This is a genomic window from Vibrio marinisediminis (assembly GCF_014050145.1).
Lineage (GTDB): Bacteria > Pseudomonadota > Gammaproteobacteria > Enterobacterales > Vibrionaceae > Vibrio > Vibrio marinisediminis.
Genome location: NZ_JACFYF010000006.1, coordinates 101,025 through 113,952, shown reverse-complemented (window position 1 = coordinate 113,952; position 12,928 = coordinate 101,025). Strand labels below are relative to the sequence as shown.

The following is a 12,928-nucleotide window of genomic DNA, read 5'->3' as shown; positions in this document are numbered from 1 at the left end:
GTTAGTGTAAAAGTTTTAACTAGCTCTCACTTGTCATCATTTGGATTGATACGCCTCGAATTAGTTCATCCTTAAAGTGTAAACAAGTATATCCAAGCAAAGTGAACGTAATGTGAATAGATGGTCATATTTTAAGATGCTGCGTAATGCTGGTGACGTTTACCCAAGTCTCTTACTTGCCTGCCACTTTATATTCCCTCTAATTTAGCGCGGCACTCCTCCGAGTTATTTCACACTCTGCGGCTTACTCGATTTATCATCTGTCTACTTTGAGTGCTGTTTTGAGTGCTGTTTTGAGTGCTGTTTTGAGTGCTGTTTTGGGTTCGCCGGTTTAAATTTGTAGAGCTTTTCGATAGTCTTGGTTTTCATAAAGTCAGTAGAGAATAATAAAATGAAAGATCCAGAGTTTTGGCACAACAAATGGGCATCAAACGTGATCGGTTTTCATCTAGAAGATGTCAATCCGCTATTGATTCAGTTTTGGCAAAAGACCCAGCCAACGCATGACGATAAAGTGTTTGTTCCACTTTGTGGTAAATCAGAAGATTTAGTTTGGTTAGCGACTAAACACCAAGATGTGCAAGGTGTTGAGCTAAGTAATATTGCTGTTCGTTCGTTCTTTGCTGAACACTTTTATACACCAATGGTCATGCCAATTGGTGGGCAACATGAGCTGTTTCAGTTTGATGAGCTGTCTATTTACGTCGGTGACTATTTTACTGCTCCAATTAAACCGGTTGATATCGTCTACGATCGAGCGGCATTAATTGCGCTGCCTGCAGAGATGCGAGATGAGTATGTCGCACGATTAAAATCGTTACTTAACCCAGGGGCGCGTATTTTGCTGGTAACATTGGATTACCCGCAACAAGAGATGGTGGGTCCTCCGTTTTCGGTCAATGAGCAAGAAGTTCAACGACATTTTGCCGAGTTTAAAATTACTAAGCTTTATTGTGACCAAGCGGATGAACATCACCCTAAAATTGCTCAGAAAGGGTTGAGTCGTTTTGCCGAAGAAGTGTATTTAATTGAGGCTTGATAAAGCGAGCTAACGTTAAGTGACCTAACGGATAGCGACTTAACTGATAGCAACTTAAACCCGTTTAGATGTGATAACGCTTGCAAACCTATGGTGGCTGCAAGCGTTTTGCGTTATGGGCTACGGAACTTGATGCCAAGCGTTGTTAGTAGATAACCTCTACTTTGTTCGCCGCACTGACGGCATCTTCAATTGCCTGCTCAATAGAGTCACGCTGTGTCATCACCACACCAAGTCTACGACGTCCATCAATGTCGGGTTTGCCAAATAGACGCAGTTGCGTTTGAGGGGCGTTCAATGCTTTGGCAATGCCATCATAGCGAATATTGGTTGAGGTACCTTGTCCTAAAATAACCGCAGATGCACAACAACCGTATTGAGTAATGCTAGAGATGGGCATGCCAGTGAAGGCGCGCACATGTAACGCAAATTCTGACATGTCTTGTGAGAGCAGTGTTACTAAACCTGTATCGTGTGGGCGAGGAGAGACTTCGTTAAAAATGACAGTGTCACCTTTAACAAACAGCTCAACGCCAAATATGCCATAGCCACCTAGGGCATTGACGACTTTTTCTGCGGCATGTTGCGCCGCTTTAAGTGCAGCATCAGACATGACTTGTGGTTGCCATGACTCGCGGTAGTCACCATCTTCTTGGCGGTGCCCAATTGGTGCACAGAAGTGAACGCCATCTACCGCCCGGACAGTCAATTGGGTGATTTCGTAATCAAAATCGATAAAGCCTTCGACGATGACTCGTCCAGCGCCACTTCTGCCACCTTCTTGTGCGTAATGCCACGCTTTATCAACATCATCAGCGCTTTTAATCACACTTTGCCCTTTACCAGAAGAGCTCATCACAGGTTTGCAGACACAAGGGATGCCAATCGCTTCGACTGCGGCAGCAAAATCTTGGTAGTTATCAGCAAAGCGGTAAGGGGAGGTGGTTAATGCTAAGTCTTCAGCAGCGAGTCGGCGAATGCCTTCACGATTCATTGTTAGCTTTGTCGCGTTGGCTGTGGGTACGACATTGAGCCCTTTAGCTTCAAGCTCAACCAATTTGCTGGTGGCAATGGCTTCAATTTCAGGAACGACATAGTGTGGTTGCTCTTGTTCAATGACCTTAGCGAGTGCGTCACCATCAAGCATGTCAAATACATAGCTGCGGTGCGCTACCTGCATCGCTGGTGCATTTTCATAACGATCACAAGCAATAACTTCCAAGCCTAAGCGTTGACATTCAATAGCCACTTCTTTGCCAAGCTCTCCGGAGCCAAGCAGAAGAACGCGAGTTGAATTTTCACAAGTTGCAGTACCAAACATAGCAAACCTTTCGTCTAATGATATTGAAAACTGCCCAGAATCATACTGGATTAAACAGAAAAAGCAAACGTTTGCGTGCTGGTGGTTGCTTGCTTGTAAGCAACAAAAGCTGACGTGAAGCACACTTTTTTAACCGCAGAATTTATGAATGTAAATACATTGATCTAACACCAAATTTGTTTTGCAAAACAGAGGGATGATAGAACTAGACATTTTAAATCTCAGGAAGAGTAGTGGCGTAATGCGTTCTTATTTGAAATACATCATTCCGGTGGTTGTCCCACTGTTGATTCTTTTAATGCCGTTAAGTGCGTTTCCATTTGAAGGGATAACGGTACTGCAGCAAAGGGTGATCGCCATTTTCTTATTGGCTGCCTTATGTTGGGTGTTTGAACCGATCCCAATCTATGCGACATCTGTTGTGATCATCGTCCTTGAGCTGCTGATGCTATCGGACAAAGGCATCATATTTCTTCGAGCAGACCAAGGTGAAGCTCATTTCGGCGAATTGCTAAAATACAACGAAATCATGGCGACATTCGCCAGCCCGATTATTATGCTGTTCCTTGGGGGATTTTTCCTCGCCATGGCGGCAACGAAATATCGGTTAGATGTTAACTTAGCACGCGTGTTGCTCAAACCATTTGGTAACGATCCTAAGTATGTCATGCTGGGTTTGATGCTGATCACCGCGACGTTTTCGATGTTCATGTCGAATACCGCGACAACAGCAATGATGCTATCTATTTTAACCCCCGTTATTGCGGTGTTTGGTCCGAAAGATCCGGGGCGAGTAGCATTTGCATTGTGTATTCCGGTTGCTGCTAACATTGGTGGTATCGGCACACCGATTGGTACTCCGCCAAACGCCATCGCCTTAAAATACCTAGTAGGTGAAAACTTTATCTCGTTTGGTGAATGGATGGTGTTTGGTGTGCCATTTGTGATCGTAATGATGGCATTGGCGTGGTTCCTTATCAATGCCTTGTATACCGCCGATCAAAAGAGCATCGATCTATCAATCAAAGGTAAGTTCCTTAAAACGCCAAAAGCGATTATGGTTTACATCACGTTTGGTTTAACCATTTTGCTTTGGTTAATGGGCTCTGCTCATGGCATGAACTCTTACACTGTGGCATTGATTCCTGTTGCCGTATTCTCACTCACAGGCATTATCAACAAAGAAGATCTTAAGAAAATATCTTGGGATGTGTTGTGGCTGGTCTCCGGTGGTATTGCTCTGGGATTAGCGCTCGATAAAACTGGGCTTGCCCGTCTTGTTGTACACAGTATTCCGTTTGATGAATATTCCCCGTATGTGGTGTTATTTGGTGCCGCATTCTTATGTTTGTTAATGGCAAACTTCATGTCCCACACCGCGACCGCTAACCTATTAATGCCAATTATGGCTGCGTTGGGCTCTTCAATGACTTCTCTTGCCCCTCTCGGTGGGGAAGTCACCTTGATTCTTGTGGTCACATTTGCCGCCTCATTGGGGATGTCATTACCAATCAGTACGCCACCGAATGCGTTGGCACATGCCACTGGCAATGTTGAGAGCAGTCAGATGGCTCGAGTTGGGGTAATTTTGGGTATCGTCGGCGTGGTACTTAGCTTTGTACTTGTATGGGTACTTCACTCAGTAGGACATATTGGTTAATCGATGTATCAAGCAGATTTAACGAGTTTGATTAATCGTTACTTTAGCCAACCCGAGCGGATAATGCTGGTCGAGGCTGGAGCAACGTTGATAGAACAACACGGCGTCAATGAGCGACTTTATTATGTGCTGGATGGCGAACTGGAAGGGTATGCCTCTGAAAGAGGAGAGAACATCACCAAAGTTTTCTCTGCAAGCCAAGGGGCATTCATTGGCGTGCACAGTTTCTTCTCGGGTATTGGGATCGCATCTTCTCAGGTTATTGCGAAGACGGATGCGCAACTGGCATGGATTGACCGAAATATTCCCGCGGTTGAAGAAGCCACATTTGGTCCGCTTACGGCTCAGTTTATTCCTGTCATCGTTAATGAGTTGTCGCGCCGTCAGTGGCGTGCAACACAAGAGGCAATGGCCAAAGAGAAAGTGTTACGTAAGCTCTATTTGGCTGAGCAAATGACTACTTTAGGTCAGTTGGCGGCAGGGATAGCGCACGAACTTAACAATACCATTGGTGTGGTGAGCAGTAAGTCTGAGCGGTTAGAAAGTATTATTGTCACCTTGTTAGAGGAGTTACACCCGGAAGCGAGTGAGTTTTTTGACCATGGTTTATTACATGGGCAAAAAAGCTCTTCAAGCGATGTAAGAGCAAGGGCGAAAGAATTCGAAAAGCGCTATGGCTTAGATCGTTCAACTGCAAAGGACTTGGCTCGCGCGCTGCCTAATGAAGAGATCTCTGATCATTGGCTTAAAAACCCACAAGAGGCGGTCAGATTCTGGAAAATGGGGCGAGATCTTCACGATTTACGCTCTGCGTCTAGCCATACGGTGGGGATTGTTCGTTCAGTTAAGCAGCTCGGGCGTGCGGATTTCGATACTGTGGAAGCAGTAGATGTCAATGAAAGCATTAATCGTGCGGTTTCTTTACTTCATAGCGACTTGCGTTCAGTTTCATTGAGAATGAGACCGGCAGAGTTACCTCTGTTTAGTGGTTCTCAAACGGAGTTGGTGCAAGTTTGGGTCAATATTATTAAAAATGCGTGTGATGCGATGACAGATACGCAATCACCGGAAATTGAAATAAGAACTCGACAAAATAAGAACCGAATATTCGTCACTATTACCAATAATGGTCCAGAAATAGAACCGCATACCAGAAGACGAATATTCGACCCTAATTTTACCACCAAGAAAGGTGGGTTGAGTTTTGGTTTGGGGCTTGGTTTATCCATCGTTCGCCGGATTATTTCTGGTTACGGTGGCAGCATTGCAGTAAAAAGCGATCAAGCGAAGACAATATTTAGAATTAAATTACCTATCGAGGACTAGCATGGACAAGCTTAATGTAATTTGTGTCGACGACCAGAGAGAGGTTCTAAGCGCGGTATTGCACGATCTTGAACCGTTATCAGAGTGGTTGAACATCGAAGACTGTGAATCTGCAGACGAAGTACTCGCGCTGATGGATGAGCTGGATTCGGAAGGTGAATGCATTGCTGTATTAGTATCAGACCACGTTATGCCAGGAAAGACGGGCGTTGAGCTTTTGACTGAAGTGAGCCAAGACCGCCGATTCAGCGTGACGAAAAAGGTGCTTCTTACAGGACAAGCCACTCATACGGATACCATTCAAGCGATAAACAGTGCTGGTATTAATCAATACTTTGAGAAACCATGGCAGGCAGAGGTATTAGTAGAGTCAATTACTCGCTTAGTGACAGAATACATTTTTGATGCAGGGTTGGATTATACGCCATATCACGGTTTTTTGGACCCTCAGGTAGTATTGGAGCGCTTGAGGTAGAATTCATTTTGCATTGAATGACTTTGTTGCTGGTGAATTTATCTACGATTAAAACCCAATTTAATTTAAGGTTATTTTGGGTTTTATATATTTGATGGAAATGCGAGCAATTTAAGAAAATTATGATTAATGTGACTTAAATAATACTTTAAATATGCATGAAAATAGAGCAATCGGTACATTGAGTAAGGAAATGTTACATTAAGCGTAATATAATCACAGTTAGCTTTTGAACGGACACGAAGATTGCTATTACGATGCAGTACGATCTCAAAAAATCAATAAAAATTTCTATAGATACTCTTACTATTGGCATGTTTGTTACTGCCATTGAGCATAGTAAACGTGTCAATCTGACTAATGCCGGCCGTGTTCCAAGCAATCAAGCAATTGATCAATTGAAAAAAAGCGGCGTAAAATTTGCGTGGGTTGATCGAGAACTCTCCACGCAAGGATGTGTATTTAACCCTGTTTCTGATGTGCCTGAGCAAGCTGTCGAGCCAGAAGTCGCACCGGTTACTGAAGCTAAACCAAAAAAGCAAAGTCGTTTTACTCAGCAAAAACGTGCATCGAAGATCATCCGAGAGGCGAAAGGGTTAGCACAAAAGCTCATTAACCAAACTTTTGAAGGCAAAGTGATTCATGTCGGCGAAATTGAAGAGTGGGCTGATGATGTTATTGATACCGTCGCAATTGATTCCGACGCATTGCAGTGTGTCTCTGCGTTGCGTAACAAAGACAAATACCTACTAGAACATTCAGTGAATGTTGCCTGTTTACTCGTTAGCTTTGGCAAACATTTAGGTTTGCCTAAAGAAACACTAAAGCATATGGCGATTGGCGGCATCATACATGATGTTGGCAAAATCAAAGTAGACGATAAAGTGTTGCACAAACCAGCTCGGCTAACGCCAGAAGAGTTTGAGCATATGAAGCTTCACCAGGTCTATGCGAAACAGATTATAACCAATGTCAAAGGACTTAGTGACGTTTCGCGTGATGTATGTTTGATGCACCATGAGAAACTCGACGGCTCGGGATACCCTGCAGGGTTAACCGCTGAGCAATTACCGATTCATGGTCGTATGAGTAGCATTGTCGATATATACGACGCCTTAACTGCTGACCGCTGCTACAAACGTGGAATGAGTTCTGCTGAAGCATTTAAAATATTACTGAGCTTAACGCCGAACCATTTAGATAAAAACTTGGTTTACAAGTTTATCAACTGTATCGGTGTATTTCCGGTGGGTTCCGTTGTTGAACTGAGTGATGGTCGAGTGGGCATTGTCTGGACATCAAATATTGATGAACCACTAAAGCCTGAAGTGAAGTGCTTTTATTCACGCAAATATAAGCGCTATGTTGAAGTGAGCTATGTGGATTTAAAACATAGCGCGGTGAAAATTGAAAAGGCAATCGCGCCACATAACCTCGAAGTTGATCCTTCGCCGTTTTTTGATCTGTAAATCATTTACCTATAAATAAAAAGGCGCCTAGGCGCCTTTTTACATTTCCGCAGTGTTACAGCTATTGCTGTACCGCGCGCTATACCGCTAAGTAAGTCAGCGGTATATCAGGATTAATGACTTCTAGCGTTGCTTGCGTATCAGCTAGGTGGCTAATACTGCCGTTACTCATTTCAACCAGAGCGGCAGACTCGATAGCGTCGAAAGTATGCCCTGCTAACAAAATTTGGCATAAAGCGACTTGCAGCGGCGGTAGGCTAGGGTTAAAGGCTGCGTTTTCAGCGTAACCACCTTGATACAGGCTTCCATTGCTAAGTTTGATGGCTACACCACTTAAGTTACGAGTATATGGTGCATGGCTGCGATTCAGTGCTGTTAACGCAGAGATGACCAGCGGATCTTCGTCTTGCACAGCTTGACCGTGATCTGTCGGCGCCATTAAACCGGATTCGACACCCAGATCGGCAGGACCAAATGACTCAGGCAAGTATTGTTGTAGCGTCATTTCATCACGTTCAGGCAATTGAACAATCAGTTTATCGGCGGTGGTAAGTTCGTTCATGAATTGGCGACAGTGACCGCATGGGCTGAAGTTAATCGTAATATCTGATAACCCTTGCTCGCCTTTCATCCACGCGTGGCTAATTGCTGATTGCTCAGCATGGACCGTTTGTCCTAGTTGCGCACCGGAGATCTCAAGATTGGCACCAAAATATAATTTTCCTGATAAGCCACGAACGATTGCACCCACATAGAAATTTGAGATAGGCGCGTAGGAATAGGCCGCCGCAAGTGGTAATAGGGCAACGCGTAGTTTTGCGTCTTCCATATCAGAGATTTCTAATAGGTGGCTATATTGCTCAGCACTCAATGTGGCGTCAAAGTCGTCAGCCATTACTATTGGCGTTAAGAAGTGTTCTATTTTTGAAGGTAGTTGTTGCAATGCCAGCTCGATACGGCTTCTCATAAGAAATCCTTTAGTAATGCGATAGCGATAAATAGAGGGTGAACTCTGCTTACCTTTGAATTTACATTCTATGGTGGTCGAGAGATTAAACTGTGACGACGATCGCTGTATGAAATGTAATAGATTACATTATTGCATAATTAGAGAGAGGTCACACAAGAAGAATGACCTCAGAGACGTGCGTTGCTCAAACTTTAACCTATGCGCTTAACCATAGCGCAATAGCAAAGAATGATGGGGCAAGTATTGAAGTGATCACGCCGCAAAGTACCAACGCGAGTGAGCTAAACGCAGCATCTTCACCATTTTTTTCTGCACAAGTCGCAGTTCCTAAAGCGTGAGAGACAGTCCCCATAGTTAGCCCTCTGGCAATCGGGTGGGTAATGTTGAGCATGTTATAGATTGGGTAAGCGAGAATCGCACCGAATAAACCCACCAGCAATACTAGGATCGCTGCAATAGCGGGTTCGCCTCCCAAGTTTCGAGAGACTTCCATGGCAATTGGTGTGGTGACGGATTTACCCAGTAAACTGGCAATCAGAGACAAGTCAGTTTGTAATCCGACCGCTATCAAAGTACTGCTTAGCATCGACATTAGGCTTCCTACACCACAAGCGAGCATAACAATGCGCCAGTTAGCGCGAATTTGAGGAAGTTGCTCATAGAGTGGGTATGCCAATGCGACTACCGCGGGTTGCAGCATAAAACTGAGCCATTCGTTCTCTGCATAATAAGTATCAAACGGTACTTTGAAATAAGTCAGCAAAGGGATCAGTATAGAGATGCTGATTAACAAAGGGTTCATAAGTGGCGTATTGCACTTGCGGCTAAGCCATCTTGCAAAGAAAAATACGACAATTGATACGAGCATCCACATTACTTCTGTCCTCGCTTCAGCAATCGGTCAAGCATCAACCCCAAAGCAATGAGTACAATAAACGTGCTACCGACTGCTGCGGCAAGTATCGGTAGAGCATTACTGATCAGAGTATCGAAATGGTCCATTAGTCCAACACTGATAGGAACGAACAGAAGAATCATATAGCGGATAAAAAGATTTGCGCTAGGTTTGACCCACTCTCCAGGTACAAGCCCACCAGCCATTAACCCAAATAGGATTAACATGCCAATGATACTACCGGGTATGGAGGTACCCAGTAGATTTTGGATATTCACGCCAGCCAAGAGGCAGAGTAGGATCAGCCCCATTGAAACCACGTATTTAAGTAAATTTTGAGCCATATTACTGCGCCGTTAACAAATTTAACGCCGAGAAACGTTGTACTTAAGAGATAAGTTAAGAGACGAGCTTCTCGACGTAGTGATAGACCGATTTTAATAGAGTGATTTTCTTTGTATCACTTTCATGTTCGTGAACTAAGTTTTCAAGATTTAGCATGTAGTCGTCTATTCGACTTTGGAAGTAGTCACGGCTGTGATTCATCCAGCGTTGTTGCTCTTGTTCTGTTAGTGTCCACGGGAAATTACGTGCACGGTACCTAAACAGTAACGGGTCGATACGTTTGTCGTTGAAGGTAATATCTAGTCCACCAAGTTGCTCAGGTGGTGTTTGGCGAATAATGTCCATTGCAGCGCGATCGGCTGGCGAGAAAAAGCTGTCATACAGTTGGGCATCGACATCTTGAACACTATCAAATTCACGGTCGACGGCAAATACCCCTATCAGTTTTTCGCGGATCTCAGGGTGCTGACGAAGCAACTGTAAGTTTTTCAAGCACTGCTCACGATCAATGCCAATGTTGTCAGCATTTTCTGCCGTAAGTGTTTTGGCTGGCGCGAGAATAGGGCATTTATTTATATGAACCAATTTGATCGGTACTGGCAACTCATCTGGTGCTAAGTCAGTGCGTTTGGTGTAAAGGCGTTCTCTCAATTGTTCACTATCCAGATCTAAGATAGCTTGAGGGTCTTTCGCTAAATCAATAACAATGACGGCATTTTGGTTTGTTGGGTGCCATGCCACAGGCACAATCCAACTGGTGTAACTGCATTCACGACCAAGCATGCCAGAAACGTGCATTAGCGGTGTCATATTAACAATATCGATTAGATCATTGAGCTTGCGCTTGTGGCGCATGTTTAAGAAGTAATCGAACAGTTTTGGTTGAGCGGCTTTGACTTTTTTTGCCATCTCAATGGTGGCAATAACATCTGCCATAGCATCGTGCGCATTCGTATGTTCGATACCGTTAGCTACAGAAAGATGCTCAAGCTTAAAACTGATATGACCCTCTTCATTTTCTGGCCATTCGATGCCTTCAGGGCGAAGAGCATAACAAGCTCGCATAAGATCGAGTAAATCCCAACGAGAGTTACCGTTTTGCCAGCTCCAAGCATACGGGTCAATGAAATTGCGGTAACAGGTGTAACGTGTCACTTCATCATCAAAGCGGATGCTGTTGTAACCCAAGTTAATGGTATTAGGTGTGGCAAGTTGCTGATGGATTTGTGCGATAAATTCCGGTTCTGGCAAGCCTTTACTCGCGGCGAGCTGCGGTGTGATACCCGTAATCAGTGCCGCTTCTGGAGATGGTAAGTAGTCGGAAGGTGGCTGACAATAGATAACAAGAGGATCACCAATGATATTAAAATCCATGTCCGTACGTACCCCAGCAAATTGGCTCGGTCGATCTTTGGCTGGACTGGTGCCCCACGTTTCGTAGTCGAAGAAGAAAAACGTAGGTTGGTGTTCTTGTTGCATTGAATAATCCAAGTACATGAAAACTATTTAGCTATTAGAACACCGTGCTCGTTTGTAAGCAACGTAGTGAGGCGCTGATAGCTGTTTTTTCATGCCTTTGAAGAATGGATTGCTTAGTTAGGAGTACGGGACGGGATGTTTGGCAAATAAACAGCTCTTATTAATGGTATGGGTGTTGTCGTTAATTTATTTTAACTGTATAAATATACAGTTATTTTATGCTTGCTGTAAAATTAGCATATTTGTTTAATATTTACCCAGCACAATTAAGAAGGGAAACACAATGCAAGCCGTTTTGAGAGAAAAAATCATTGCCGTATGCAGTAAAAAGATTGAGCAAAAAGGCGAAAATGTTGGCGTATCATTTTATGCGTTCTTTGCTAACAAGAATGATGAACCAGAGCTATTGATGGAAGCTGCGACTTGGTGGATACAGACACACCAACTTGACCATTTCGAAAAAGCAAAGAAGATTTGGCAAATGGTTGAAGAAGGCATGTGAATGAAAATTAAAAGCATCTCTAATATCGACGAGATTAAGATGCTTTTTTGATGAGTATTATTTTACCGGGTTGAGCTAGGATTGGATCGTCTAAACGCAAGTCGAGAGGCGGTGTTCCTCACTTGGTTCATCAGCGAATGTTTGCCGAATCGTCATCATTTCGTCTAAATTTTCCAATAGCACCTGTACACATAACGGATCAAATAGGTAGCCTGACTTGGCTTTGACGAATTCGATCACTTGGTCCAGTGTCCAAGGGTCTTTATAAGGTCGCTTGGTTAGTAGAGCGTCAAAGACATCTGCCAGGGTAACAATACGGGCTTCTAACGGGATATGCACGTTTGATAACCCATCCGGATGTCCTGTTCCATCAAATGCCTCATGATGATGTCGAATGATGTTTTTCAAAAAAGTAACTTCTTCTGATGGAATATTGGTTAGATCGGCCATATCAACGACATTGGCAATAATTTCTTCACCATAGATGGTGTGTTTATTCATAATCGCTCTTTCCGCTGAAGAAAATGTATTAGTGCTGAATAATACTTCGTCCGGAATTCTGTATTTACCAATGTCGTGAAACGGTGCATAGCATTTAATTCTATGGATAAATTCAGTGGTAATTTCGGGCTTATGTTTAGTGAGTAAACGCGCTAGCGCTTCACTGTATCGCCCAATCCTCACTAAATGCTGAGCAGTTTCTGGGTCTCTTTCATGACCAATTTTTAGTGCAATGGTTAGTAATTTATCAAAATGGCTTTGACGCTCAAATACCAATATTTGCAATGTGGCGATGATTTGCGCCACATAAAAAAAGTCTTTTTTAATCTCATTATTTTGAAATAAATGAGGTGTTTTTGAATTGAAGAAAATAATACTGATAACCTTGTCATGGTGAACTACAGGGTAGGCAAGGCTGCTGACGTAACCAGACGTTTTTAGCATTTGAACATGACGGTTATCAGGTAACTGATTGATGTTATTAATAATACGATATTGAGATTGAGAAATGATTTGTTCGATACTTGAGCCTTGACGTATGACTATCTCTTCAAATTCTAAGGATTGATCACTGGGTGCGATATCTTCGGTGTGATAGGTTGAAAGGCAATCACCATCAATAGTAACCAAAGATATCCGTCCTAGACATGGATAAAATTGTCTTACGTATTCAAATATGTCGCTGGTTAAAGAGGTAAATTTTTTATTTTTTCTCGCGATTAAGTCCAATTTATAATAATCCAGCATCAATGGCTCCGAAGCGATGTTTGTTTTGGCTTAAAGCTAAACGGGAGTTCAGTGTCAAATACTCCTAAACGCTAACGTTTCAATATTTGTAAAACATTAGCCTTAGTGTGGTTACTCTATCATACATTAACCTATGTTAATTTTATTGGTCAATATTGTTGCTAATGATGAGTTTGAAAATGTTAGTTCGGTATGGTTT

Annotated in this window: 12 protein-coding genes; 6 read left to right on the top strand and 6 right to left on the bottom strand. The window is 43.2% G+C overall.

The genetic code is table 11. The features are described from left to right. Positions 1 to 391 precede the first annotated feature (391 nt). The gene (locus tag H2O73_RS11615; protein WP_182109014.1) at positions 392 to 1,039 is read left to right on the top strand and encodes a thiopurine S-methyltransferase; all 648 of its coding nucleotides are present in this window, start codon (positions 392 to 394) and stop codon (positions 1,037 to 1,039) included. 145 nt (positions 1,040 to 1,184) lie between these two features. Here H2O73_RS11615 and purT read toward each other — a convergent pair whose 3' ends face one another. Then, positions 1,185 to 2,360, bottom strand: coding sequence for a formate-dependent phosphoribosylglycinamide formyltransferase (purT, locus tag H2O73_RS11610; protein ID WP_182109013.1), 1,176 nt, complete (start codon positions 2,358 to 2,360; stop codon positions 1,185 to 1,187). Positions 2,361 to 2,601: 241 nt separating this feature from the next. On the opposite strand from purT, the gene H2O73_RS11605 reads away from it, so the two are divergent. The 4 genes from H2O73_RS11605 to H2O73_RS11590 all read left to right on the top strand — a co-directional run bounded on the left by H2O73_RS11605 (position 2,602) and on the right by H2O73_RS11590 (position 7,290). After that, a complete protein-coding gene (locus tag H2O73_RS11605; RefSeq protein WP_182109012.1) occupies positions 2,602 to 4,020 on the top strand; it encodes an SLC13 family permease in 1,419 nt (472 codons plus the stop codon). Between the two features lie 3 nt (positions 4,021 to 4,023). Continuing rightward, positions 4,024 to 5,346, top strand: a complete 1,323-nt coding sequence (locus H2O73_RS11600) for an ATP-binding protein (protein ID WP_182109011.1) — start codon at positions 4,024 to 4,026, stop codon at positions 5,344 to 5,346. 1 nt (position 5,347) lies between these two features. Next, the gene (locus tag H2O73_RS11595; protein WP_182109010.1) at positions 5,348 to 5,821 is read left to right on the top strand and encodes a response regulator; all 474 of its coding nucleotides are present in this window, start codon (positions 5,348 to 5,350) and stop codon (positions 5,819 to 5,821) included. Positions 5,822 to 6,078: 257 nt separating this feature from the next. Next, positions 6,079 to 7,290: a cyclic di-GMP phosphodiesterase gene (locus tag H2O73_RS11590; RefSeq protein WP_182109009.1), complete on the top strand. Its 1,212-nt coding sequence runs from the start codon at positions 6,079 to 6,081 to the stop codon at positions 7,288 to 7,290. A gap of 79 nt (positions 7,291 to 7,369) precedes the next feature. Here H2O73_RS11590 and cdd read toward each other — a convergent pair whose 3' ends face one another. The 4 genes from cdd to sbcB all read right to left on the bottom strand — a co-directional run bounded on the left by cdd (position 7,370) and on the right by sbcB (position 10,979). Beyond that, positions 7,370 to 8,257 (bottom strand): cytidine deaminase, encoded by an 888-nt coding sequence (gene cdd, locus H2O73_RS11585; RefSeq protein ID WP_182109008.1) that lies wholly within the window; start codon positions 8,255 to 8,257, stop codon positions 7,370 to 7,372. A 199-nt stretch (positions 8,258 to 8,456) separates the two neighbouring features. Further along, a complete protein-coding gene (locus H2O73_RS11580; RefSeq protein WP_182109007.1) occupies positions 8,457 to 9,134 on the bottom strand; it encodes a CidB/LrgB family autolysis modulator in 678 nt (225 codons plus the stop codon). Continuing rightward, positions 9,134 to 9,499, bottom strand: a complete 366-nt coding sequence (locus H2O73_RS11575) for a CidA/LrgA family protein (RefSeq protein WP_182109006.1) — start codon at positions 9,497 to 9,499, stop codon at positions 9,134 to 9,136. The genes H2O73_RS11580 and H2O73_RS11575 overlap by 1 nt, the downstream gene beginning before the upstream one ends. A 55-nt stretch (positions 9,500 to 9,554) precedes the next feature. Continuing rightward, on the bottom strand, positions 9,555 to 10,979 hold the full coding sequence (gene sbcB / locus H2O73_RS11570) for an exodeoxyribonuclease I (protein ID WP_182109005.1): 1,425 nt from the start codon (positions 10,977 to 10,979) through the stop codon (positions 9,555 to 9,557). Positions 10,980 to 11,262: 283 nt separating this feature from the next. On the opposite strand from sbcB, the gene H2O73_RS11565 reads away from it, so the two are divergent. Then, positions 11,263 to 11,481 (top strand): DUF6500 family protein, encoded by a 219-nt coding sequence (locus tag H2O73_RS11565; protein WP_182109004.1) that lies wholly within the window; start codon positions 11,263 to 11,265, stop codon positions 11,479 to 11,481. Between the two features lie 90 nt (positions 11,482 to 11,571). On the opposite strand, the gene H2O73_RS11560 is transcribed toward H2O73_RS11565, so the two are convergent. Further along, a complete protein-coding gene (locus H2O73_RS11560) occupies positions 11,572 to 12,729 on the bottom strand; it encodes an HD domain-containing phosphohydrolase (protein WP_182109003.1) in 1,158 nt (385 codons plus the stop codon). Positions 12,730 to 12,928 lie beyond the last annotated feature (199 nt).